This window comes from Haloferax sp. S2CR25 (assembly GCF_031624535.1).
Lineage (GTDB): Archaea > Halobacteriota > Halobacteria > Halobacteriales > Haloferacaceae > Haloferax > Haloferax massiliensis.
Genome location: NZ_JAMQOO010000002.1, coordinates 540,030 through 563,738, shown reverse-complemented (window position 1 = coordinate 563,738; position 23,709 = coordinate 540,030). Strand labels below are relative to the sequence as shown.

The following is a 23,709-nucleotide window of genomic DNA, read 5'->3' as shown; positions in this document are numbered from 1 at the left end:
GCGATTGCTACCGCAAGCCGAGTAAATATAACCGTCTCCGCGGCTGAACTGACCGAAATCGACGCGAACGCGACCCGAACAGAGCGGTTCACCCGCTCACCCCGACGTATCAAAAAGTGGACTGTTTTTTCGGCCCGCTCAGTCGTCGCCGAGGATGCCGCGATGGGTCATCTTCTCGGGGTCGAGCACCTCGTCGGCTTCCGCCTCGGTGAGGTAGCCCTCGTCGACGGCGACCTGCCGGACGCTCTTGTCCTCAGCGAGCGCCTTTTTCGCGACCTTCGAGGCCTTGTCGTAGCCGATTGCGGGGTTGAGCGCCGTCGCCAGCGCCATCGACTGTTCGACCCGCGTCTCGCAGTGTTCCTCGTTGGCTTCGAGCTTGGCGACGAACCGCTCGGCGAACACTTCAGAGGAGTTCGCCAGCAGTTTCGCCGATTCGAGGAAGTTGTGCGCGAGAACGGGCTTGTAGAGGTTGAGGTCGATTTGGCCCTCGGCGGCCCCGGCGGAGACGGCGGCGTCGTTGCCGACGACCTGCTTGTGGACCTGGTTGACCGCCTCGGCGACGACCGGGTTGATTTTCCCGGGCATGATGGAGGAGCCGGGCTGGTTCTCGGGCTGTTCGAGTTCGCCGAGGCCGTTGCGCGGGCCGGACGCCAAGAGACGGAGGTCGTTGGCGATTTTGTTGAGGGAGCCGGCGACCGTGCGGAGCGCGCCGTGGGCCTCGCTCATCGCGTCGTGGGCCGCCTGCGCCTCGAAGTGGTTGTCGGCCTCGCGGAACTCGACGCCGGTCTCCTCGGACATGTACTCGGCGGCCTTCGCCGGGAACTCGGGGTGGGTGTTGAGTCCCGTGCCGACCGCGGTGCCGCCGAGCGCGAGTTCGCCGAGGTGCTCGCGGACGTTCTCGACGCGGCGGATGCCCTTTTCGACCTGCGTGCGGTAGCCGCCGAACTCCTGTCCGAGGCGGACGGGCGTGGCGTCCTGCAGGTGGGTGCGGCCGGTCTTGACGACGCCGTCGAACTCGTCTTCCTTGTCGCCGAGCGCCTCGGCGAGCGTCTCCAGCGCGGGAAGCAGGTCCTTCTCGACGGCTTCGAGGGAGGCGACGTGCATGGCCGTCGGAATCACGTCGTTGGAGGACTGGCCGAAGTTGACGTGGTCGTTCGGGTGGACGACGCGGTCGCCGATGCCCTCGCCCATGATCTCCGCGGCGCGGTTGGCGATGACCTCGTTGGCGTTCATGTTCGAGGAGGTGCCCGAGCCGGTCTGGAACACGTCGACGGGGAACTGGTCGTCGAGTTCGCTGGCGATGACCTCGTCGGCGGCCTCGACGATGGCGGCCGCGACGTCCTCGTCTATCATGCCGAGGTCGCGGTTGGCCTGCGCGGCGGCCTTCTTCACCACGCCGAGCGCGCGGACGAACCGCCGCCCGAAGGTGATACCGGAGATGGGGAAGTTCTCGACCGCCCGCTGGGTCTGTGCGCCCCAGTAGGCGTCGACAGGCACTTCCATCTCGCCGAGACTGTCCCGCTCGATTCGATAATCATCGTCGCCCATGATTCGGGGGTCGTTTTGGCAGGGGGTAAAATCCATTGGTCCGTGCGCCCCGCTGACAGCCGCGACCGCCGGCGCTCGTCGGCGTCCGTCGGCGTCCGTCAGTGCGCCGACCGCGACGGCGCAGTTACTCCTCTCGCGCCGCGTACTCCTCGGGCGTGTACGTCTTCAGTTCCATCGCGTGGATGTCGGTCGTCATGTGGTCGCCGAGGGCGTCGTAGACGAGCTGGTGCTGTTGGACGAGCGACTTCCCCTCGAAGGCGGGCGAGACGACGACGGCGGCGTAGTGGTCGTCCTCGTGGTCCTGATCGACCGTCCGGGGCCGCGAGACCGTCGCGTCGGCGTCCTCGATGTGCGATTCGATGAGGTCCTCGATTGCGGAGAGTTCCATGTCCCAACTGGCGGCCCGCGCCGGCAAAAAGCGTCCGGGAAGCGGTCGGTGCATCGGTCGCGGGCGAACGAGCGGTGCTCAGACGCTCGGCGTGATGCCGTGGCCGGGACCGTCGAGCGCGTGGACGGGGCCGGTCTCCTTCGGGACCACGTCCTCGGCGAGGAGTCGCGTCGCGTCCAAATCGACGTGGGAGAAGCCGCCGATACCGGAGACGAGGTGGGCGCTGGTGTGGATGCCGATGGAACTCTCCAGCATACAGCCGACCATCAGGTCGCGGCCCGCCGCGCGGGCGATGGCGGCGATGTCGGCCGCGCCGAGGAGTCCCGACTTCCCGAGTTTGACGTTGATGACGTCGGCGGCGTCCTCGCGGACCACGCGCACGGCGTCTTCGGGCGTGAACACGGTCTCGTCGGCCGCGACGGGCGTCTTCGTCCGGTCTCTGACGCTCGCGAGCCCGGAGACGTCCGTCTTGGTGACGGGCTGTTCGAGCAGGGAAAGCGGGATGCCGGCGTCGTGAACGGCGTCGTCGAACCGGACGGCCTCCGAGACGGACCAGCCCTGATTCGCGTCGACGGTGAGCGTCGCGTCCGGCGCGGCCTCGGCGACGGCGCGGAGCCGTTCGAGGTCGGTCTCGACGCGCTGTCCGACTTTCACCTTGATGGTCTCGAAGCCGGCTTCGGCGGCGGCCGCCGCGCGGTCGGCCGCGACTTCCGGCGGGTGAATCGGTATCGACATGTCGGTCCGCACCGGGTCGGGCGTCCCGCCGAAGAACTCCGACATCGGTAGCTCGCGCTCCCGGCAGTAGGCGTCGATAATCGCGGTTTCGAGGGCGAACAGCGCCGACACCGCGCCGGGGTACGTCGCGTGCAACGACTCGATGACGGCGCGGTAGTCCGCCACGTCGCGGCCGACGAGGAGGTCGCGGGCGTGCCTCGCCGTGTCGAGCGTCGCGCCCTGCGTCTCGCCGGTGACGTAGTGGTCGGGCGACCCCTCGCCGTAGCCGACGACGCCGGCTTCGGTCTCGACCGTCACGAGGACGTTCGGGGCCTCGTACTGCGTTCCGAGGGCGATTTCGAACGGTTCGACGAGCGGCAGGTCGAGCGCCTCGACGCCGACCGAGACGATGTCGCTCACAGCGCCTCCAACACGGCGTCGAGGAGCACCTCGGACCCGCCGTCCGCGTACACGTTGCCGGCTGGGAGGCTGGTTTCGGCGGTCACCGCGTCGGCGTCGCCCCACGTCGAAACCGCGGCCACCGTCGCCGGAGACAGGTGTTCGATGAGCGAGATTTCGTCCGCGAGCGGTTCGACCTCGAAGCGGTCGAAGTCGTCGCGCGAGTCCCGGCCTGGTTCGTCGGCGACGACGACCGCGTCGGGGTTCGCCCCGTGGAGGAGTCCGAGCGTCACCGCCGAGTAGGCGCGGTGGGAGAGCGCGGCCTGCCCCTCGACGAAGACGAGGTCTCGGTCCTCGGCCACGTCGCAGACGAGGTCTTCGACCACGCCCGCGACGAAGTCGGCCGGGACGCGGTCGATGACGACGCCGGCGTCGGCACCGATCATCACGCCGGTCTGCCCGGTGGCGACCCAGCCGGCGTCGAGGCCCGCCTCGCGCGCGGCGCGATACAGTTCGAACGTGGTCGTCCGCTTGCCGACGGCGCAGTCGGTCCCCATCGTCAACACCACGTCGGCGTCGCAGTCGTCGACGCGCCCGTCGGCCACGCGCAGGTCGTCTTCGGGCGGCTTTCGAACGTCGACGAGGGAGACGCCGGCGGCGGCGGCCCGCTCGCGCCACTCGGGGTCGTCGCTGAGGAACTCGTGGAGGCCGGAGACCACGTCACAGCCGGCGTCCATGGCGGCCTCGATGTCCGGAACCCAGTCTCGCGGGAGGCTCCCGCCGACGGGCGCGACGCCGAGCACGAGCGCCTCGGCGTCGGGGGCCTCCTCCAACGCGGCCGCGACGGAGGGGACGACCGCGGGCGGCGCAGCGAGGTCGGTTCCGAGCACGTCGGCGGCGTCGCGGCCGGCTTTCTCGGAGTCGACGACGGCCCGAACGTCGAACAGGGTCCCGTGGGCGACGACGCCGTTGGCGGTCTTTCCCGCCGTCTCACCGAAGGCCCCCTCCGCGAAGACGATGGTCTCGACGGGGCCCTCGTAGCGTTCGGTCAGATGCATACTGTAGCTGGGTCATCTTTCGGGCAAAAGTCAGCCCCCTCGTATGAGAGGGTCCGTCGTCGGGGTTCGGATAGCTATAACTCGGCGCGCCTCGACGGGTCGTCTCATGAGTCCGGACGACACAGCGAGTCGGGGCGGGGCGGCTGCGGAGGGGTCCGAGGCCGCGGACCTCGTCGCTCCGTACCTCTCCGGCGCGAACGCCCGGCTGGTCGCCGACGCGGAACCGAAGGCACTGGCAGACAGCGTGACGTTCCACGTCGAGGAGCGATGAGCGAGGGAGACGCCGGAGACGAGCCGCGGCGAATCAAGTCGGTCCAGACCGCGAGCCGAATCGTCTCCGTGGTCCAGCGGCTTTCGAACCCGACGCTCGGCGAGATCTGCGCGGAACTCGACGCGTCGAAGGGGACGATACACACCTACCTCGCCACGCTCGAAGACGAGGGGTTCCTCACGCGAACGGGGCAGTCCTATCGGCTCGGCTTCCGCTTTGTCACCCTCGGCGAGAGCGTCAGAAACGAGACGCCGCTGTACCGCGCGGGCAAAGAGGAGGTCGACGCGCTCGCCGCCACCACCCACGAGTACGCCCATCTCACGGTCGAACACCGGGGCCGCGAGGTGACGATTTACGAGAGTCGCGGCGACGACGCCGTCGCCACCGACTACCACCTCAGGATGCGGGAGACGCCCCAACACCTCCACTACAGCGCCAGCGGGAAGGCGCTCCTCTCGCAGTTCGACGACGACCGGGTCCGGTCGATACTCGACAGCGAGGGCCTCGTCGGCCAGACCGAGAACACGATTACGGACCGCGACGAACTGTTCGCAGCACTCGAACGGGTCCGCGAACGCGGCTACGCCGTCAACGACGAGGAGGAAATCCGCGGGATGCGCTCGGTGGGTGCGCCGGTTCGCGGCGTCGACGGCGCGGTTTGCGGCGCGGTCAGCGTGACCGCGCCGACCAGCAGACTCACCGGCGAGCGGTTCGAGACCGAGGTTCCCGAACTCGTGACGGAGACGGCGAATCTCATCGAACTGAACCTCGAAACCGCGGTTTTCGAGCGAAATCGGTGACCCCGGCGTTCGAGTTCGCCGCGTCTGGATATATCAAACGAGAGAGCGACCGCGCGCGCCGTGTCGTGTGACACCGTCCCCCGCGATTGGTCGCTGTTCGCCCGGACCCACGTCCGACCGTCGAACGAACGCACCGGTCGACGCTCGACGAACCGCCTGTATATATCAAATACATCTCCGATATTTAGAAACAAACAACACCCATTCGGACAATTACTTGCTCTAATACGCCTGCTTAGCAAAATTTTATGTATGTATGTCCAATCTGTTGCGTATGAACCGAGACACGGTCGAGCCGAGCGTCGGTGAGTTCCCCGGCCCGAAGGCGGAGCAGTGGGTCTCGTACCACCAGCGGTCCGCCGCGCCGAGCACGTACGTCTACGACTTCGTCTGGGACGTGACCAGAGACGCGGTCGGTCCGTTCTGTACCGACCCCGACGGCAACGTCCTCCTCGATTTCACGAGCCACGTCGCGGCCGCGCCGCTCGGCTACAACAACCCGGACCTCATCGACCGACTGCGGGAGTTCGACCTCGTCGATCCGATGAAAATCGCCGGTCAGGACTTCTACGTCAGCACGGGCGGCACGCCCGACGACACGTCGCTCCCGGGGCCGGCGCACCTGATGGACCTCCTGACCGAGGTCACGGGCCAGTACGACATGGACACGGTGTTCCTGTCGAACTCCGGGGCCGAGGCCGTCGAGAACGCCATCAAAATCGCCTACGACAACTGCGAGACGCCGAAGTACGGCATCACCTTCGAGGGCGCGTTCCACGGCCGCACCCTCGGCGCGCTCTCGCTCAACCGCTCGAAGTCGGTCCACCGCCGGAAGTTCCCGGAGGTGTCGGGCATCGTCGACGTGCCGTACTCCATGGAGGGCGTCGAGCGACTGCGCGCCAAACTCGACGGGGCGAACGGGCATCTCCCCGCCGACCAAGTTGCGTTTCTCATCCTCGAACCCGTGCAGGGCGAAGGCGGCTACCGCGTCCCGAGCGACGAGTTCATGCGCGAGGTGAACGCGCTCTGCGACGCCCACGACATCACGATAATCGCCGACGAGATTCAGTCGGGCGTCGCGCGGACCGGCGAGATGTGGGCCTCGGACCACTACGCGCTCGAACCCGACGTCATCACCAGCGCCAAGGCGCTCCGGGTCGGTGCGACCATCTCGCGGAGCGACGTCTTCCCCGAGGAGGAGGCTCGGCTCTCGTCGACGTGGGGCGCGGGCGACGTCCTCGCGGCGATGCAGGGGGCGCTCACGCTGGAACTCATCGAGGAACAGAACCTCGCGGCCAACGCGGCTGAAAAGGGCGCGTCCCTCCGGTCACGCCTCGAATCGGCGACCGAGTCGCTCGCGGAAGTCGTCGACGTGCGCGGCCTCGGACTGATGGTCGCCGTCGAGTTCGACACCGAAGAGCGCCGTGACGCGGTCGTCGACGCCGCCTTCGAGCGCGGCCTGCTCACCCTCGGATGCGGCGCGCGGTCGCTCCGACTCCTGCCGCCGCTCGACGTGACCGAGCGCGAACTCGACCTCGCGGTCGACCTCCTCGACGCCGCGCTGTCGGACGTGGTCGGCGTGGCCGCACCCTAGCGCCGCCGTCGCCGCCCGACCCGACGACTCGACGGAGGTTTTTATCCGGGGACGACGCACCTCGGGTCGTGACTGACGTGACACCCGCCACCGGGGCCGCCGAGGAGGCCGTCCGCGTGCTCCGCGACGACCACGAGCGACTGCTGACCGTCGTCGGCCAGTGCGCCATCGCCGTCGCCGCCGAGTGGGACGGCGACTCGGTGACCGACCGCGAGCGCGTCGTACCCCCGTTCAGGCGCGCCCTCGACGGCTCCGGCGCGCTCTCTCGCCTGCCGCGGGCGCTCGCCGACGCGGTGACTGCCACCGGCCGGCCGATGGCCGCGCCGCCGGTCGCCGCACCGCCCTACGTGGTCGTCACCGGCGAGGGCGTCGTCCTCCGCGCCACCCTCGGCGAGGAGCGACTGGTGATGCTCCTCCGGGCGTTCGAAGTCGTCCGGGGCGACGACAGCGACGGCGACGGCGACGACGGAGCCCACCGCTACCGCCGCATCGACGGCGTCGAAATCGAGGCCGAAATCGTCTGAACGCCCCGTCTCGACCGCGATTACAGATACCCAACCTCGGCCGCGGTTACATCTGGTAGCGTCGCACGTCGTCCCGCGGCGGGGCCTGCGACTGCCCGGTCATCTCCTCGTAGGTCATCCCCGCGAGGTACTCGTCGTAGGTCACGTCGTAGCCCTGCCGGAGGTGGAAGTCGAGCTGGCCGCGGTCGAGTTCCGACTGGAACAGCGCGTGGACCGCCCGGCGGACGAGTTCGTCCGCGTCGTCGGGGTCGAACAGGGCGACGAGCATGGCGAGTTCGTGTCGCGTCTCGCGGTCGAGCGACACGTCGAGGCTGTCGCCGAGGTCTCCGTAGGCCGCGTCAACGTCGTCTGTGAGTTCGTCGAGCGTCATCGCCCGGCGATGGGGCCGTCACGGGGATACGCGTTTCGACCGCGGTAGCTGTTCGCTGTGCGTCCCGCCGGTCGGTCGGTGGTGGCGGTCCCCGACAGAAGACACTTACTGGTGATTCGGCAATTTCCGCGCATGTCCCCGGAACTCTCTCGCCGCTCCCTCCTCGGCGGCCTCGTGGCCGGTTCGGCCCTTCTCTCGGGCTGTCTCGGCGGGCTCCCCGGCAGTAGCTGTCCCTCCAGTTACTCGCTCGAAGCGACGGCACTCTCCGACCCCGAACTGGTCGATACCGTGACGCAGGACTTCCACGAGCACGCAGACACGGTGTCGAATCTCGTCGCAACTGCGGCCAACGAGGGGGAGGCTACGTACAGTACGTACCGCCATCTCCCGCTCGATTCGGGCGACTACGTCGAACACGACGGCGCGTACTACCGCGTCGAACGCGAGCGAACCGAGACGCGAGAACGCACCGCCCGCGAGGTCGGAATCGAATACGACCGAAACGAGTCGCCGCCGACGGTTGGAGCGACCGTCTTCGACTTCGCCGAACTCCCGAAGGCCGACCGCGAGGCGTTCCTCGCCGCGTATCCGAGCGAGAATTTCGAGAACGGCGACGGCCCGCGAGGATTCTCGGTCGGCGGATACGCGTACGTCTATCCCGACGGTGCCGACTCTCGACTCATCGACGCCGGAACCGTCTGGGTACGCTACGATGGGCGACCGTTCGAGGTGACCGTCGGCGAGACGCGAACCGTCGAAGAGGAGACTTTCAGATACACGCTCGAACAGGTCGGCGAAGACCGGGCGGCGTTCGCCGCCTTCGTTCACGAGGAACTCGTCGTTCCGCTCGACGACCTCTCCGACGCCGAGCGCGCGGTGTTCGAACGCGCAATCGAGGGAGAGGTAGACGAGTGCGAACCGCTCTCCGACGACTTCGACGCGCTCAAAGACCGGCTATACGAGATATCGGAGAATCGGGCGACCGGCCGCGGTCCCCCGCTCGTCGAGTACGAGGGAACCACGTACGAAGTGGACCTCGTAAACACGGTCGTCTGATGACCGTTCGGCATCGCCACGGCTAAACGCGGGCCGTCCCAAGCCGGGGCGATGAGCGACGCGCCGTCCGAACTCCCCGCCGACCTCGACCGCGAAGCAGTCCAGTCCGCGCTCACCGAGTGGTACGAGGCCGACCACCGGGACTTCCCGTGGCGGCGCACCGACGACCCCTACGAGATTCTCGTCTCCGAGGTGATGAGCCAGCAGACCCAACTCGGCCGCGTGGTCGAGGCGTGGGAGGCGTTCCTCGACGAGTGGCCGACGGCGGCCGACCTCGCGGCGGCCGACCGCGCCGACGTGGTCGGCTTCTGGACGGACCATCGACTGGGCTACAACAACCGCGCGAAGTACCTCCACGAGGCCGCCCGGCAGGTCGAAGAAGACCACGGCGGCGAGTTCCCCCGGACGCCCGACGGCCTCTCGGAACTGATGGGCGTCGGCCCGTACACCGCCAACGCGGTCGCCTCCTTCGCGTTCAACAACGGCGACGCGGTGGTCGATACCAACGTCAAGCGGGTGCTCCACCGCGCCTTCGCGGTCCCCGACGACGACGCGGCGTTCGAGGCCGCCGCCTCGGAACTCATGCCCGACGGCGAGTCCCGCGTCTGGAACAACGCCATCATGGAACTCGGCGGGGTCGCCTGCGGGAAGACGCCGACCTGCGACGAGTCCGGCTGCCCGTGGCGGCGGTTCTGCCACGCCTACGAGACGGGCGACTTCACCGCGCCCGACGTGCCGACGCAACCGAGTTTCGAGGGAAGCCGCCGGCAGTTCCGCGGGCGGGTCGTCAGGGTGCTCGGCGAGTACGACGAACTCGGCCTCTCGGAGTTGGGGCCGCGGGTCCGCGTCGATTACGGCGGCGACACGGGCGCGGAGTGGCTCCGCGGCCTCGTGGACGACCTCGAATCAGACGGCCTCGTCGATGTCGCAGAAGGTGACGACGGCGTCCGCGTCTCGCTGGCGAAGTAGCCCGCGCTCCGCCGGCGGTTCTCGCCGCGACCGACTCGCCGCCCGCATTTATCCCACCGCACTAGTCCGGCACCAGTCGCACTCCCCGTCTCCGACTACGTACAGTCGATGGCAACACCTGACGCGTCGCCGTCCGACCCTCGTGAAGCCGCCGAGTCCGCCGAAGCGAAGACCCTCGCGCTGGACGGCGGACGGCGACTCACGTACGCCGAGTACGGCGATTCCGACGGAGTTCCGGTTGTGTTCCTCCACGGCGCGCCGGGGTCGCGTCTGCTCGGGGCGCTGTTCGACGCGGCGGCCGAGGAACGCGGAATCAGAGTGCTCGCCCCCGACAGACCCGGCTACGGTCGTTCGTCGTCGCGCCCGACGTCCGAGGAACCGGGCGACCCGAGCCAGGGGTCCGCGCCGACTCCCTCCGGGGACTTCTTCGACGCGCTTCTCGACGACATCGGCGCGCAGTCGGCGGGGCTCGTCGCGTTCTCCGGCGGGAGCCGCGACGCGCTGGCTGTCGCGGCGGCGCGGCCGGACGGGGTTCGACACGTGAGCGTCGTCGCCGGGGCGGTCCCACCGGAAACGCGCGAGGAGACGCCCCGAACACAGCGGTTCCTGTCGTGGTTGGCGACGAACGCGCCGGCGCTCCTCAGCTATCTCTTCCGCGGACAGGCGTGGCTCGCCGGGGTGCTCGACCCCTCAGTCGTCGTCGCGCAGTACACGGCCGACGACGCCGAGACGGTTCCGGACGGGGTCGCCGTGGTGGTCCGAGACGACTTCGTGGCGGCGGTCAGTCGGTCGCGACGTGGCGTCGTCGACGACTTCCGAACCGCGGCCGCGCCGTGGGACGTCCCCCTCGACGACATCGAGACCGACGTGTCCCTGTGGCACGGTGACGCCGACACGAACGTCCCGATAGCCGGCGTGAGACGCCTCGAATCGGAGATATCCGGCGCGCGACTTCGAGAAGTACGCGGCGCGGACCACCTCCGGACGCTCCTCCGAAGCGCTCCCGGCGTGCTGGACGAACAGCGCCGGGCCGCGCGGTCGCTCGACCCGGTCGATTCGGCTGGCCCGTCGGAACCGACGGCCCCCGCCGAATCGCATCACCGCGTTTGATGTATCGGTCAGCGGAACTGTTCTCCGAAACGGAATGAAACACGCCCAGTTTTCGGTCGATTACCCGGACCGACTGGTCCATCCGCTCCAGCGGGGGATGATACGCGACTCGCCGGTCGACCGGGCGGAGCTGTTGATGTGGAGTCCGACCGCCGACGCGACGACGCTGTTCTGGTTCGACGGCGACCGAGACGCGGCCGACGCGCTCGTCTCGGGCGTCGATTCGCTCGTGCGGGCGCACTTCGTCGAGGGCGCGGGAGGGACCTACGGCTTCCTGCACCAGCGCGACTACGAGTTCGCGGACCCGCTTCTCGGGGTCATCGCCGACTCGCGGGTGATATTCCTCCCGCCGGTGGTGTTCCACGCCGCCGGGACCGTCCGGTTCGAGGCGGTCGGGGAGGTGTCGGCGCTCAGCGCGTTCTACGACGACATCGCGGCGCTGGGCGAACTCACGGTCGAGCGCGTGCGGCCCTTCGACCGGCGGCGGTCCCCGTCGCAACTCACCGACCGCCAGCGGGCCGCGCTGGAGACCGCCGTCTCGACCGGCTACTACGAAATCCCTCGCGAGGGGTCGGTCGCGGACGTGGCTGACGCGCTCGACTGCTCGACGAGCACGGCCGGCGAACTGCTTCGAAAAGCCGAGGCGACGGTGCTCCGGGAGTTCGTCGATTCGGGGTAGCGCGCCGACGCCTACGGCACTTTCAGATACGCGTCGCCCGCCGCCTGTCTCGTCGCGAGTTCGCCGACGCCCGAGGGGACGACCTCGACGCCGTCGGCCAGTCGGTCGGCGTCGACGCCGCGGCCGTCGAGGGAGTTCCGACAGGCGCAACAGCGGACGCCGGCCTCGAACAGCGGGTCGAGGCGGTCGCGGACGGGCGAGTCGGCGAGGAACAGAAGCGCCGCGTCGCCGTTCGCGAGGAGGGTGATGTTCCCTGTCTCGACCGTCTCGTCGTCGAGCAGGTTTCGGACGTTGCGGATGGCGTGCCGCCAGTCGCCGAGGTCGGCGCTGGAGACGTGGAAGACGACGTTCATATCCGGCTTTCGTCCCCCGGCTCCCTGTGTGTTGCGCCCGTCCGACACGACCGGGTGCGGCCGACGAGGTTTTCACGCAGTCACGGAGACACAGGGTATGACGCAACCACACGTGGTCGCCGTCTGCGGCAGTCTCCGCGACCACAGCTACACCCGATTGGCGCTCGAACACGTCCTCGCAGGCGCGTCCGCCGCCGGCGGCACGACGGAGCTCGTGGACCTCCGCGAGTACGACCTCCCGCCGCTGAACGCCGATTACGACGAGCAGGGCGACTCGGACGAACTCGTCCGCGTCGTCGACGGCGCGGACGCGGTCATCCTCGGCACGCCGGTCTACCACGGCTCGTACTCCGGCGTCCTCAAGAACGCCCTCGACTACTGCGGCTTCGACGAGTTCGGCGAGAAGACCGTCGGCCTGCTCGCCGTCGCCGGCGGGTCGTTCCCCGTGACCGCCCTCGAACACCTCCGGTCCGTCTGCCGGTCGCTGAACTCGTGGGTGCTCCCGCATCAGGTCGCCATCCCCCGCGTCTCCTCGTCGTTCGACGGCGACGACATCACGAGCGAAGACCTCCGCGAGCGGGTCGAACGACTCGGCCGCGACGCGGTCGTCTACGCCAACATCGAGCCGGAGCCGCCGACGTTCGAAAGCGGCGAGAACGTCGGCGCTGACGACTGAAACGCGGCCACGCGGTGCCGTCACGCCGTCTCTATCGCGCCGACGGTCCGGGACGACCCGTCGCGACTCCCGACGGTCGCGGCAGATGAACAATCGTTTTGACCCTCCTCGTCCCCCAGTCAGGATATGCACGCCATCACGCAGAGCGGGTGGATCGAGGTCATCTCCGGGTCGATGTTCTCGGGGAAGACCGAGGAACTCCTCCGACGGCTCCGCCGGGCCGAAATCGCGGGCCAGGAGATTTCGGTGTTCAAGCCCCAGCTCGACGATCGCTACGGGGAAACGACGGTCGGCTCGCACGCCGGGCGCTCGTGGGAGGCGAGCGTCGTCCCCTCCGAGGGAGAGGGCGTCTGGCAGATCGCCGAGGAACTCAACGGCGAAGACGTGGTCGCCATCGACGAGGCGAACTTCTTTTCGGCCGAGTTGGTCGACGTCTGCGAGGCGCTCGCCGCCGACGGCAAGCGCGTCGTCGTCTCCGGGACCGACCAGACGTTCCGCGCCGAGCCGTTCGACCCGCTTCCCCAACTGATGGCGCTCGCCGAGTACGTCGACAAGCTCCAAGCCATCTGCACCGTCTGCGGCGAGCCGGCGACCCGGAACCAGCGACTCATCGACGGCGAACCCGCCCACGTGGACGACCCCACCATCCTCGTCGGCGCGGAGGAGTCCTACGAGGCGCGGTGTCGGAACTGTCATACCCTCCGGCGGGACTAGAGGCTAGCGTGACTACTTGGGTCGAAACCCCACGGGAGGGCCGCGACCGCGGGCTGACCGGCCTCCTGCGCGCGTGGGTCGCCGTGGTCGTTCGCCCCCGCCGGTTCTTCCGCGACGGCGTCGCCCCCGGCGACCAAGCGCCCGGCCTCGTGTTCGCCATCGCGGTCGCGCTCGTCTATCAGGGCCTCGGGTTCGCCCTCGCGCCGGCGACGATTCCGGCCATCGAGGGCGGCCCGCTCGTGTCGGCGCTCGTCGCCCTGCTCGTCGTCGCGCTGTTCGTCGCGCCGGCGCTGCTCCACCTGACGGCGGCCATCCAGACGGCGCTTCTCATCCCGCTTCTGTCCCGCCGCGCGGGGGTGAGCGAGACGGTGCAGGTCATCGCCTACGCCGCCGCGCCCTGTGCCTTCGCCAGCCTCCCGATTCCCGGCGTCCGCGCGCTCTGTGCGGTTTACGGGGCGGTACTCCTCGTCGTCGGCATCAGCGAGGTCCACCGGACGACGGTTCCGAAGGCCGCGGTCGCGGCCGCCGTCCCCGCCGGTCTGGTCTTCGGTTACGCCTTCGGCGGCTTCCGCGCCCTCTCGGAACTCGCCGCCGCGCTCGCGCTCGTCTGAGCCAATCTCCCCCCGTATTTCGCCCGTTTCGACCGACCGAACGCCGTTTTTCCGCCCGCGAACGCGCGAATTTCGCCTGAGCGTTTTTCGACAATCGTTTTAGTTAGGGGTTGTTTGCTCAACGCAATGGATTGGATTACGCACGAGGAGGACGTCTGGTTCGAATTCCGGGGCAATAGCCCCCACCAGCTCGTCCCCGGCCGATTTTACAAAGGCACCGTCGACGGCTACGCCGACTTCGGTGTCTTCGTCGACCTCGCTTCGAACGTGACCGGCTTACTGCACCGCAGCGAACTCGACCGCCGCCTCGAATCCCTCGACTGGGAGCCGGGCGACGAGGTGTTCGTCCAGGTGAAGAACGTCCGCGACAACGGCAACATCGACCTCGGCTGGTCGATTCGCCAGTCCGACTCGGAGTTCCGCGGCGCTCGCATCCACGACCCCGACGGCGACGCCGACGGCCAGCCCGTCGAGAAGGAAGCCGAGAGCAGTGGCCCGGCGACCGTCAAGACGCGCCCCAAGACCGGCAAGACGACGAAGCCCGCCGGCGCGAGCACGTCGTCCGAGACGGTCGAATCCGAGTCTGAGCCCGAATCGGAACCCGAACAGGAAGCTGAACCCGAACCCGAACCCGAACCCGAGCAGGACGCCGCGTCCGAGTCCGAGTCCGAGTCCGACGCCGGAGACGAGGACCGCGCGCCGACCGCCGGCGACGTCGTCGACGACATCGCCGCCAACGGCGAGCCCGAGCAGGAAGTCGAGACGGAATCGGAGAGCGAACCCGAGTCGGAGCCCGAGCAGGACGACACCGACGCCGAGCAGGAAGTCGAGTCCGACGCTGACGCCGACGACGCCGAGGCAGCGCGCGTGACGCTCGACAGCATCGACGACCGCGTCGGCGACGTGATTCGCGTCGAGGGCGAAATCGCCAGCGTCCGCCAGACGGGCGGCCCGACGGTGTTCGAACTCCGCGACGAGACGGCCATCGCCGACTGCGCGGCCTTCGTCGAGGCCGGCGTCCGCGCGTACCCCGACGTCGAAGTGGGCGACTACGTCCGCATCGACGGCGAGGTCGAGCGCCGCCGCGGCGAACTCCAGATAGAGACCGAGGAGCTGACGATTCTCGGCGGCGACGAGGCCGACACCGTGGCCCAGCGCCTCGCGGACGCCCTCTCGGACGAGGCCCGCCCGGACGCCGTCGCGCCCCTCGCGGCCCACGAGCCGGTCGCCGCCGTCGGCAAGTCGCTGCTCGACGCCGCGGAGGCCATCCGCCGCGCCGTCCTCGAATCGCGCCCCATCGTCGTCCGCCACACGGCCACCGCCGACGGCTACGTCGCCGGCGCGGCCGTCGAGCGCGCCGTGCTCCCGCTCATCCGCGAGGAGCACCCCCGCGACGACGCCGAGTACCACTACTTCACCCGCCGGCCGCTCGAAGAGGCCGTCTACGGCATGGACGCCGCCACGAACGACGTGACGCGGATGCTCGAAGACCGCGACCGCCACGACGAGAAGCTCCCGCTCGTGCTTCTCCTCGGCGCCGGCTCGACCGCCGAGTCCCTCGACGGTCTCGGCCTGCTCGGCGTCTACGGCTCCGAGCGCGTCGTCGTCGACGCCGCGCCCGCCGACGACGAGGTCGCCGAGGAAGTCGACGTGCTCGTCAACCCCGCCCGCGAGGGAGCCGACGCCCGCGACCTCTCGGTCGGCGCGCTCGCCTCGACGCTTTCTGTCGCCGTCAACGACGACGTGCGCGACGACGTGTCGCACCTCCCCGCCGTCAGCTACTGGGAGAACTGCCCGCAGCAGTACCTCGACCTCGCCGAGTCGCACGGCTTCGACGCCGACCGCGTCAGCGAACTCCGCGAGGCCGTCGCGCTGGAGGCCTACTACCAGTCGTATCAGGACAAGCGCGAACTCATCGCCGACCTGCTGTTCGACGCCGACGAGGGCCTCGCCGGCCACGTCTCCGAGCAGTTCCGCATCAAGCTCGAAGCCGAAATCGAGACGGCGCAGGCGAACCTCGAACGCCGCGAGGTCGGTGCCATCTCCGCGGCCGTCCTCGACTCCGACGCCTACAGTCACCGCTTCGACTTCCCGCCGACGGGCCTGCTCGTGGACGAACTCCACCGCCGCACCCGCGAGGGCGACGCCTTCGTGACCGTCGCGCTCGGCATGGACGAACTCTACCTCCGCGCCACGGGCGACCTCGACCTCCGCGCGGTCGTCGAGTCGGCCGCCGAGAAAGCGCCCGCCGCCGGCCTCGCCGCCGCGGGCATCCGCGAAGGTCGCATCGAGTTCCTGACCGGCGCGCGCGACGAGGCGCTCGAAGCCGTCCTCGACGCCGCCGCCGAGCAGTTCTAAGCCGCAATCCAGACTCCTCCTCGCGCGGTTCGACGGAGGGCTGTATTCCAGCCTCCCGAGCGACACGCTTATCCACGAAACGACCCGATTCGCGCCCATGAACCGTCACCGCGTCGCCGAACGGGAGGTGTGTCCGTGAGCGCCGAGACCGAGACGGAGTCCGAGGCGTTCGAGCGGACCTGCGAGGCGCTCGTCGAGCGCATCCTCGCGGGCGACGTCGACCGCGACGACCTCGAATCGGCAAAGCTCGACGCCTGTTCGGAACACTCCTCGCCGAAGGTCCCGAAGAACGCCGAGATTCTGCAGTACGCCCCGGAAGACCGCCGCGAGGAGGTCAAGGAGGTCGTCCAGCGCAAGCCCGTCCGCACCGCCTCCGGCGTCTCGCCGGTCGCCATCATGACCTCGCCGCACATGTGCCCCCACGGGAAGTGCCTCTACTGTCCCGGCGGCCCCGCGAGCGAGTTCTCCTCGTCGCAGTCGTACACGGGCCACGAGCCCGCGGCCGCCCGCGGCGTCCAGAACGACTACGACCCCTACGGACAGGTCACGCTCCGGCTCGAACAGCTTCGACACATCGGCCACCCCGTGGACAAGGTCGAACTCATCCTGATGGGCGGGACGATGACCGCCCGGAGCCACGACTACCAGGAGTGGTTCGTCAAGCGCGCGCTCGAAGCCATGAACGACTACGACCTCGACAAGGAGCCCGAGCCGGCGGAAGACAGGTCGTTCAAGCCCGACCCCGAAGATGTCGAGTTCAAGTACATCGAGGACGTCATCGCGGAAAACGAGACGAACGACATCCGGAACATCGGGACGACGTTCGAGACGAAGCCCGACTGGTGCGACCCCGAGCAGATAGACCGGATGCTCGATTTGGGCGCGACAAAGGTCGAAGTCGGCGTCCAGACGACCTACGAGCGCATCAACCGCGAGATGCACCGCGGCCACGGCGTGCAGGCCTCCATCGACGCCAACCGCCGGCTCCGCGACTCGGCGTTCAAGGTCGGCTTCCACATGATGCCCGGCCAGCCGGGCATGACCAAGGAGATGTGTCTGGAGGACTTCCGCCAGTTGTTCGAAAACAGCGACTGGCGGCCCGACTACCTCAAAATCTACCCGACGCTCATCGTCCGCGACACCGTCACCTACGACATGTGGCGGCGCGACGAGTACGACCCGCTGAACAACGAGGAGGCCGCCGACATCGTCGCGGAGGTCATGGGCATGATTCCGAAGTACACCCGCCTCCAGCGCGTCCAGCGAGACATCCCCGCGGACTTCATCGACGCCGGCGTCTGGAAGTCCAACCTCCGGCAACTGGCCGCCCAGCGCGCCGAGGAGCGCGGCATCGTCCAGCGGGACATCCGCGCCCGCGAGGTCGGCATGAACGAGGCCGACCCGGACCCGGAGCGCATCGAACTCGACGTGATGACCTACGAGGTCGCCGGCGGCACGGAGCACTTCATCTCGTTCGAGGACCCCGTCGAGGACCTGCTCGTCGGCTTCTGTCGCCTCCGGTTCCCCGGCAATCCGGTCCGCCGCGAACTGCGGGACGCGGCGCTCGTCCGCGAACTCCACGTGTACGGCTCCGAGGCGGGAATCGGTGCCGACGGCGACTGGCAACACAAGGGCTACGGGAAGAAGCTCCTCGCGCACGCCGAGGAACTGTCCCGAGACGCCGGCTACGACAAGATTTCGGTCATCTCGGGCATCGGCGTCCGGCAGTACTACAAGGAGAAACTCGGCTACCACCAAGACGGCCCGTACGTGTCGAAGCGGCTGTAGGCTAGTTCGGCTGTTTTTTGTCCAGATTTTTGCGAGGCGAGCGAAGCGAGCCTCGGAAAAAGGTGGGTGTTACGTGTCGAAGCGGCTGTAGGCTAGTTCGGCTGTTTTTTGTCCAGATTTTTGCGAGGCGAGCGAAGCGAGCCTCGGAAAAAGGTGGGCGTTACGTGTCGAAGCGGCTGTAACCGACGAAACGTCCCGTCCGATTCTCACCGCTGATTGTCGCTCCGTCACGCTTTTACTGTCTGACCCATCGCACACGGTAGGATGGCACCTCAGGGGGGTGCGGCGGGTTCGGGGCAGGCGGCGACGTGGCTTCAGGACCTCCGCTCGACGCTCGCACAGTTCGTTTCGACGGAAGAACGAATCGGTATCTCGGCGGCGCTCGTGGCGCTCGCGCTCGGCATCGCGGTCTTTCTCGCGCCGCGGCTCGTCTCGCGGGCGACCGCCGAACTCCGAGCGCGGGTGTTGGCCCACCCGCGGGTCCCGGACGCCGTCACCGACGCGGCGTGGCTGTTTCCCGCGACGGTCGTCATCCGGACGCTCCAACTCGCGGTGTTCGTCGGCGCGGCGCTGTCGCTGTTACTCCTCTGGGGGTACACCGGCCTCGCCGCTGACCTCGCCGACGTGCTCGCCGTCGCGGTGCCGAACGCCGCCAAACTCGGGGCCACGGTCGCGCTGTTCGCCGGAGCGCTCGTGGGGACGAACGTCCTCGAAGAGAAACTGGACTCGTACGCGAGGGCCTCGGACAACATCAACGCCCACCAGCAGGGCATCGTTTTCCGCGTCCTCCAACTGGTCGTCCTCCTCGCGGTCGGGATGGCGGCGCTCACGGTCTGGCAGGTCAGAATCGGCGGCCTGCTCGTCGGCGCGGGCTTCCTCGGCATCGTGGTCGGCATGGCCGCGAGACAGACCCTCGGGTCGCTCATCGCGGGCTTCGTGCTGATGTTCTCCCGGCCGTTCGAACTCGGCGACTGGGTGGAGATAGACGACGCCGAGGGCATCGTCACCGACATCACCATCATCAACACCCGGCTGAGCAACGCCGACGGCGAGACGGTCGTCTTCCCCAACGACCGCGTGACCAACGCGAAGATAACCAACCGGACGAAGCGCAACCGCCTCCGGCTCCGCCTCGACGTGGGCATCGACTACGAGGCCGACATCGAACACGCCGAGTCGGTGGCCGACGAGGCGCTAACGGACCTCCAGTTCGTCGAGGAGGTGCCGAAGCCGCAGGTGATGCCGACGACGTTCGGCGACTCCGCCATCGGCCTCCAACTTCGCTTTTGGATTACGAACCCCTCGGCCCCGCGCCGGGCGCAGGCGAAAGCCGAGGTCCTGCGGAGCGTGAAACTCGCGTTCGACCGCGAGGGCATCAAGATACCCTACCCGCAGCGCGAACTGCTCGCCCGCGAGGAGGCCGACGGCTTCCAGCTACGGGAGGACCGCCGGAGTCGACCGGTCGAGACGTCGGTCTCGGAGGATTAGGCGTCCGCGTCGGCTACAGCGACTTCCGCATCTCGACGTGCGGAATCCCCGCCTCGTCGAACTCGTCGCTCGTCGTCTCGTAGCCGAGGCCGTGGTAGAACCCCTCCGCGGTCGTCTGGCCGTGGAGGACGAGCGAGTCGAAGCCGCGCTCGCGCGCCTCCGTTTCGAGCGCGTCCATGAGTCGCCGCCCCCAGCCCTCGCCGCGGGTCGATTCGAGGACGGCGACGCGTTCGACCTTGCCGACGCCGGGTTCGTACTCGCGCAGGCGGGCCGCGCCGACCGGGTCGTCGCCGCCGTAGGCGACGAAGTGGACGGCCTCGGCGTCGGGGTCGTCGTGTTCGTCCCACTCCAGTTCCTCGTCGACGCCCTGTTCGTCCACGAAGACGGCCTTGCGGACGGCGAAGGCGTCGTCGCGCTCGCCCTCGGTGACCGCGACGCGGACATCGGGTTCGCTCATGAGGGCAGTTCCGCGGGGGTCTACCTGACGGTTGCGGAGCGAGTTTCTCACGTCGGACTCGCGAGCCTCCGGGTTCGCGCTCGGCTTCGGCGGTCGCTACGCCGTCGCTCGCGTGCTGTCGTCGGCCTGACCCCGAGCCGACTCGCCGCCGAGCGCCCAGCCGAGTCGGTAGACGAGCGACCCGGTTGCGAGCGTCACCAGCACCCAGACGACGAGCAGAATCCCGACGAACAAGACGCCGTAGCCGCCGAAGGGGACCAGCGGAAGCGCGAAGACCACGGGCGCGGCGACGATGGCGAGCGACAGGGGGCGCGTGCCTCCGTCGCGCCGGGCCGCGTAGCCGAGAGGCAGAAACAACACGACGGCGGCCTCTAACGCGAGCGCGCTGACCGAGAACCACGGGTTCGGTCCCGGCATCGCAACCGCGGTGGCGACCGCGAGCGCGACCTGCGGGCCGACGGTCGCGGCGACGAGGCGACGGAACCCGAGCGCCCCGGGGCGGACGGCCGAGGCGACGCCGAGCGCGACCAGTTGGAGGGCGAGGAGCCACGCCATCGCGGCGACGCTCCCGGAGAACGCCCGGAGGACGAGCAGACAGAGGCCCCACAGAACGCCGAGTCCCGCGACGACGGGGCCGAAGCGTCGCGCCCCCCGACCGCTATCGAACCGGCGGTCGAACTGCCGGATGAGGAGCACGCCGACGGTGAGCACGAGCGTCGGGACGAACGCGACCCACGCGAGGTTCGTGAGGACGCCGGGCCCCGAGTCGGCGGCGAGACTCGCGTAGGCCGCGGCCGTGGTCGCCAGCCCCGCGTCGGGGCCGAACGTGAGGTACGTCTGGCTCCCGACGCTCGACGCGTCCTCGTCGGCGGCGCTCCAGACGGCGGCCGTCTCGTTGGTCCGAGTCTCGGCGGGTGCGGTGAGGAGCGACGACCCCTCGGGGCCGGTCACGACGAACCGGTCGGCGTCGACGTAGACGGTGCCCCTGACCCCGTCGTCGTGGAAGTAGTCCACGACCAGCACGTCCCCGTAGCCGCGGGACGCCATGTCGGGGACCTCGAACGTCACGACCGCGGTGTCGCCGTCCATCCGGGTGTCGAGGCGTCGGCGGTCGTCGGTGAACACGCGGTAGTCTTCGAAGGTCCGCCGGACGACGCGTTCGAGTCGGTCGGGGTTCTCGCGGAACGTCGTGGCCGACTCGCCGTCGAGTTCGACGCGGGCGGTCCACACGCCGACGCCGTCGTCGCCGACGCGGACTCGGAGCGCGCTCGACTCGACGGTAAGCGGGACGCCGGCGGCGGCGGCCGACTCCTCGAACGCCTCGCCGCAGACGCCGCAGACGGCTTCGGGCGGGGGCCGGGCTTCGGCCGGGGCGCTTCCGACCGGGAGTCCGGCCAGCGCGACGAGGAGGGCGAGCGCGGCGAGCGCGAGGGTGCGAGGACGCATTCACCGGACACATTCGGACTGATTGACAAGAATCTTCTCCCCGATTCGGACGGGCGTCGCATCCGCGGAAACGACACCCCTTTTCGTTCGCCGCCAAAAAGCGAGTCCATGGACCCGAAGCGGGAACTCACGAGCGTCGACCTCGCGGCCCTCGTCACCGAGTTGAACCGGTACGAGGGCGCGAAGGTCGACAAGGCGTACCTCTACGGCGACGACCTGCTTCGCCTCAAGATGCGGGACTTCGACCGCGGTCGGCTCGAACTCCTCCTCGAAGTGGGCGAGATAAAGCGCGCGCACCTCGCCGCACAGGAGCACGTGCCGGACGCCCCCGGTCGGCCGCCGAACTTCGCGATGATGCTCAGAAACCGGCTCAACGGGGCCGACTTCGCGGGCGTCGAGCAGTACGAGTTCGACCGCATCCTCACGTTCACGTTCGAGCGCGGCGACGAGAACACGAAAATCGTCGTCGAGCTGTTCGGACAGGGCAACATCGCGGTGCTCGACGAGACGGGCGAAGTCGTCCGCAGTCTGGAGACGGTGCGGCTCAAGTCGCGGACGGTCGCGCCGGGGTCGCAGTACGAGTACCCCGCCTCGCGGCTCGACCCTCTCACCGTCAGCCGCGACGCCCTCGGCCGGAACATGGAGCAGTCCGACACCGACGTGGTGCGGACGCTCGCCACCCAGTTGAACCTCGGCGGCCTCTACGCCGAGGAACTGTGTACCCGCGCCGGCGTGGAGAAGACCCTCGACATCGCCGACGCCACCGACGACGACTACGACGACATCTACGACGCCATCGTCGATCTCCGCGAGCAGGTACGCGCCGGGGAGTTCGACCCGCGGCTCTACCTCGACGACGACGGCGAGGTCGTCGACGTGACGCCCTTCCCCCTGCGCGAACACCAGAACGCCGGCCTCGACGAGGAGGCCTACGACACGTTCAACGACGCGCTCGACGAGTACTTCTTCCGTCTCGATTTGACCGCCGACGAGCAGGAGGCGACCTCGGACCGCCCGGACTTCGAGGAGCAAATCGCCAAACAAGAGCGCATCATCGACCAACAGGAGGGCGCAATCGAGGGCTTCGAACAGCAGGCCGAAGACGAGCGCGAGCGCGCCGAACTGCTGTACGCCAACTACGACCTCGTCGACGACGTGCTGTCGACCGTCCGCGGCGCGCGCGAGGAGGGCGTCCCGTGGGACGACATCGGCGAGACGCTCGCGGAGGGTGCCGAACAGGGCATCCCCGAGGCCGAGGCCGTCACGAACGTCGACGGCGCGAACGGCACGGTCACCGTCGACCTCGACGACGCGACCGTCACCCTCGACGTGTCGATGGGCGTCGAGAAGAACGCCGACCGCCTCTACACCGAGGCCAAGCGCATCGAGGAGAAAAAGGAGGGCGCGCTGGCCGCCATCGAGGACACCCGCGAGGAGTTGGAGGCCGCCAAGCGCCGCCGCGACGAGTGGGAGGCCGACGACGGCGAGGACGACGAGGACGACGAGGACGAAGAACCCGAGGAGACCGACTGGCTGGCGCTCGATTCGGTCCCCGTCAAGTCCACGGAACACTGGTTCGAGCGGTTCCGCTGGTTCCACACCTCAAGCGGCTACCTCGTCGTCGGCGGCCGCAACGCCGACCAGAACGAGGAGTTGGTGAAGAAGTACATGAGCAAGCACGACCGCTTCTTCCACACGCAGGCCCACGGCGGGCCGGTCACGCTCCTGAAGGCGACGGGGCCGAGCGAGCCCGCGCAGGCGGTCGACTTCTCCGACGAGACGCTCCGCGAGGCCGCGCAGTTCGCCGTCTCGTACTCCTCCATCTGGAAGGAGGGCCGCTTCGCCGACGACGCCTACATGGTCGAACCCTCGCAGGTGTCGAAGACGCCCGAGTCGGGCGAGTACATCGAAAAGGGGAGCTTCGTCATCCGCGGCGACCGCGAGTACTTCGAGGACGTGGCCGCGAAGGTCGCGGTCGGCATCCAGTGCGAGGGCGAGACGCGGGTCATCGGCGGCCCGCCGTCGGCCATCGAGGCGCGCGCGGAGACGACGCTGACGCTCACGCCGGGGCAGTACGCCCAGAACGACGCCGCGAAACTGTGCTACCGCCGGCTCCGCGAGCGCTTCGCCGACAAGTCGTTCGTCAGAAAAATCGCATCACCCGACCAGATTCAGGAGTTCCTCCCGCCGGGCGGGAGCGATATCGTCGACGAGTAAACGTCGCCGCAGCCTTCCGGTAATCGAACGCTAGATGGCTTAATATTCAATTATTCGGTCGCATCGGGTACAAGATTATATACTTTCTCGTCGTAATGTAGTTTCGAGCGCGTGTGTCTAC

23 protein-coding genes are annotated in these 23,709 nt (G+C 68.7%); 15 read left to right on the top strand and 8 right to left on the bottom strand.

Annotated elements, in window-relative coordinates; all coding sequences use genetic code 11:
• Window positions 1-138: 138 nt before the first annotated feature.
• From NDI65_RS08325 to NDI65_RS08310, 4 genes are all read right to left on the bottom strand, one after another.
• Window positions 139-1,548 carry a class II fumarate hydratase gene (locus NDI65_RS08325; RefSeq protein ID WP_089777583.1) on the bottom strand — a complete coding sequence of 470 codons (1,410 nt, stop codon included), beginning with the start codon at window positions 1,546-1,548 and terminating at the stop codon, window positions 139-141.
• 124 nt (window positions 1,549-1,672) lie between these two features.
• The gene (locus NDI65_RS08320; RefSeq protein ID WP_089777582.1) at window positions 1,673-1,936 is read right to left on the bottom strand and encodes a BolA family protein; all 264 of its coding nucleotides are present in this window, start codon (window positions 1,934-1,936) and stop codon (window positions 1,673-1,675) included.
• Window positions 1,937-2,014: 78 nt separating this feature from the next.
• Window positions 2,015-3,070, bottom strand: a complete 1,056-nt coding sequence (locus tag NDI65_RS08315) for a dipeptide epimerase (RefSeq protein WP_089777581.1) — start codon at window positions 3,068-3,070, stop codon at window positions 2,015-2,017.
• Window positions 3,067-4,107, bottom strand: a complete 1,041-nt coding sequence (locus tag NDI65_RS08310) for a DUF1611 domain-containing protein (RefSeq protein ID WP_089777580.1) — start codon at window positions 4,105-4,107, stop codon at window positions 3,067-3,069. Before NDI65_RS08310 ends, NDI65_RS08315 begins: the two co-directional genes overlap by 4 nt.
• Before the next feature lie 106 nt (window positions 4,108-4,213).
• Here NDI65_RS08310 and NDI65_RS08305 point away from each other — a divergent pair, with 106 nt between their 5' ends.
• From NDI65_RS08305 to NDI65_RS08290, 4 genes are all read left to right on the top strand, one after another.
• Window positions 4,214-4,378, top strand: a complete 165-nt coding sequence (locus NDI65_RS08305) for a hypothetical protein (protein WP_167344109.1) — start codon at window positions 4,214-4,216, stop codon at window positions 4,376-4,378.
• The gene (locus NDI65_RS08300; RefSeq protein ID WP_089777579.1) at window positions 4,375-5,178 is read left to right on the top strand and encodes an IclR family transcriptional regulator; all 804 of its coding nucleotides are present in this window, start codon (window positions 4,375-4,377) and stop codon (window positions 5,176-5,178) included. The genes NDI65_RS08305 and NDI65_RS08300 overlap by 4 nt, the downstream gene beginning before the upstream one ends.
• A 274-nt stretch (window positions 5,179-5,452) precedes the next feature.
• Window positions 5,453-6,772 carry an aminotransferase class III-fold pyridoxal phosphate-dependent enzyme gene (locus tag NDI65_RS08295; RefSeq protein ID WP_089777578.1) on the top strand — a complete coding sequence of 440 codons (1,320 nt, stop codon included), beginning with the start codon at window positions 5,453-5,455 and terminating at the stop codon, window positions 6,770-6,772.
• A gap of 68 nt (window positions 6,773-6,840) precedes the next feature.
• Window positions 6,841-7,296: a hypothetical protein gene (locus NDI65_RS08290; protein WP_089777577.1), complete on the top strand. Its 456-nt coding sequence runs from the start codon at window positions 6,841-6,843 to the stop codon at window positions 7,294-7,296.
• 46 nt (window positions 7,297-7,342) lie between these two features.
• On the opposite strand, the gene NDI65_RS08285 is transcribed toward NDI65_RS08290, so the two are convergent.
• Window positions 7,343-7,666 carry a hypothetical protein gene (locus NDI65_RS08285; RefSeq protein WP_004969267.1) on the bottom strand — a complete coding sequence of 108 codons (324 nt, stop codon included), beginning with the start codon at window positions 7,664-7,666 and terminating at the stop codon, window positions 7,343-7,345.
• A gap of 132 nt (window positions 7,667-7,798) precedes the next feature.
• Between NDI65_RS08285 and NDI65_RS08280 the strand changes: the two genes are divergently transcribed.
• The 4 genes from NDI65_RS08280 to NDI65_RS08265 all read left to right on the top strand — a co-directional run bounded on the left by NDI65_RS08280 (window position 7,799) and on the right by NDI65_RS08265 (window position 11,480).
• Complete coding sequence (locus tag NDI65_RS08280) at window positions 7,799-8,722, top strand: hypothetical protein (RefSeq protein ID WP_089777576.1); 924 nt, start codon at window positions 7,799-7,801, stop codon at window positions 8,720-8,722.
• A 51-nt stretch (window positions 8,723-8,773) separates the two neighbouring features.
• A complete protein-coding gene (locus tag NDI65_RS08275; RefSeq protein WP_089777575.1) occupies window positions 8,774-9,691 on the top strand; it encodes an A/G-specific adenine glycosylase in 918 nt (305 codons plus the stop codon).
• Window positions 9,692-9,799: 108 nt separating this feature from the next.
• Window positions 9,800-10,801 (top strand): alpha/beta hydrolase, encoded by a 1,002-nt coding sequence (locus NDI65_RS08270; protein ID WP_089777574.1) that lies wholly within the window; start codon window positions 9,800-9,802, stop codon window positions 10,799-10,801.
• A gap of 34 nt (window positions 10,802-10,835) precedes the next feature.
• A complete protein-coding gene (locus tag NDI65_RS08265; protein ID WP_310893554.1) occupies window positions 10,836-11,480 on the top strand; it encodes a helix-turn-helix domain-containing protein in 645 nt (214 codons plus the stop codon).
• Between the two features lie 11 nt (window positions 11,481-11,491).
• Here the strand turns inward: NDI65_RS08265 and NDI65_RS08260 are convergent, their stop codons facing one another.
• Window positions 11,492-11,833: a DsrE family protein gene (locus tag NDI65_RS08260; RefSeq protein WP_310893553.1), complete on the bottom strand. Its 342-nt coding sequence runs from the start codon at window positions 11,831-11,833 to the stop codon at window positions 11,492-11,494.
• A gap of 97 nt (window positions 11,834-11,930) precedes the next feature.
• On the opposite strand from NDI65_RS08260, the gene NDI65_RS08255 reads away from it, so the two are divergent.
• From NDI65_RS08255 to NDI65_RS08230, 6 genes are all read left to right on the top strand, one after another.
• Window positions 11,931-12,509 (top strand): NADPH-dependent FMN reductase, encoded by a 579-nt coding sequence (locus tag NDI65_RS08255; RefSeq protein ID WP_310893552.1) that lies wholly within the window; start codon window positions 11,931-11,933, stop codon window positions 12,507-12,509.
• Window positions 12,510-12,635: 126 nt separating this feature from the next.
• Window positions 12,636-13,223, top strand: coding sequence for a thymidine kinase (locus NDI65_RS08250; protein ID WP_004061202.1), 588 nt, complete (start codon window positions 12,636-12,638; stop codon window positions 13,221-13,223).
• 83 nt (window positions 13,224-13,306) lie between these two features.
• A complete protein-coding gene (locus tag NDI65_RS08245; protein ID WP_089779842.1) occupies window positions 13,307-13,834 on the top strand; it encodes a YIP1 family protein in 528 nt (175 codons plus the stop codon).
• A 126-nt stretch (window positions 13,835-13,960) separates the two neighbouring features.
• On the top strand, window positions 13,961-16,192 hold the full coding sequence (locus NDI65_RS08240) for an OB-fold nucleic acid binding domain-containing protein (protein WP_089777570.1): 2,232 nt from the start codon (window positions 13,961-13,963) through the stop codon (window positions 16,190-16,192).
• A gap of 129 nt (window positions 16,193-16,321) precedes the next feature.
• Entirely contained in the window at window positions 16,322-17,980 is a 1,659-nt protein-coding gene (locus tag NDI65_RS08235; RefSeq protein ID WP_089777569.1) for a tRNA uridine(34) 5-carboxymethylaminomethyl modification radical SAM/GNAT enzyme Elp3, read from the top strand.
• Window positions 17,981-18,244: 264 nt separating this feature from the next.
• Complete coding sequence (locus tag NDI65_RS08230) at window positions 18,245-19,468, top strand: mechanosensitive ion channel family protein (protein WP_089777568.1); 1,224 nt, start codon at window positions 18,245-18,247, stop codon at window positions 19,466-19,468.
• Window positions 19,469-19,481: 13 nt separating this feature from the next.
• On the opposite strand, the gene NDI65_RS08225 is transcribed toward NDI65_RS08230, so the two are convergent.
• Both NDI65_RS08225 and NDI65_RS08220 read right to left on the bottom strand, forming a co-directional pair.
• The gene (locus NDI65_RS08225) at window positions 19,482-19,925 is read right to left on the bottom strand and encodes a GNAT family N-acetyltransferase (protein WP_310893551.1); all 444 of its coding nucleotides are present in this window, start codon (window positions 19,923-19,925) and stop codon (window positions 19,482-19,484) included.
• A gap of 96 nt (window positions 19,926-20,021) precedes the next feature.
• Window positions 20,022-21,371 carry a hypothetical protein gene (locus NDI65_RS08220; RefSeq protein ID WP_310893550.1) on the bottom strand — a complete coding sequence of 450 codons (1,350 nt, stop codon included), beginning with the start codon at window positions 21,369-21,371 and terminating at the stop codon, window positions 20,022-20,024.
• 108 nt (window positions 21,372-21,479) lie between these two features.
• Here NDI65_RS08220 and rqcH point away from each other — a divergent pair, with 108 nt between their 5' ends.
• A complete protein-coding gene (rqcH, locus tag NDI65_RS08215; RefSeq protein WP_310893549.1) occupies window positions 21,480-23,588 on the top strand; it encodes a ribosome rescue protein RqcH in 2,109 nt (702 codons plus the stop codon).
• The last annotated feature ends 121 nt before the right edge of the window (window positions 23,589-23,709 follow it).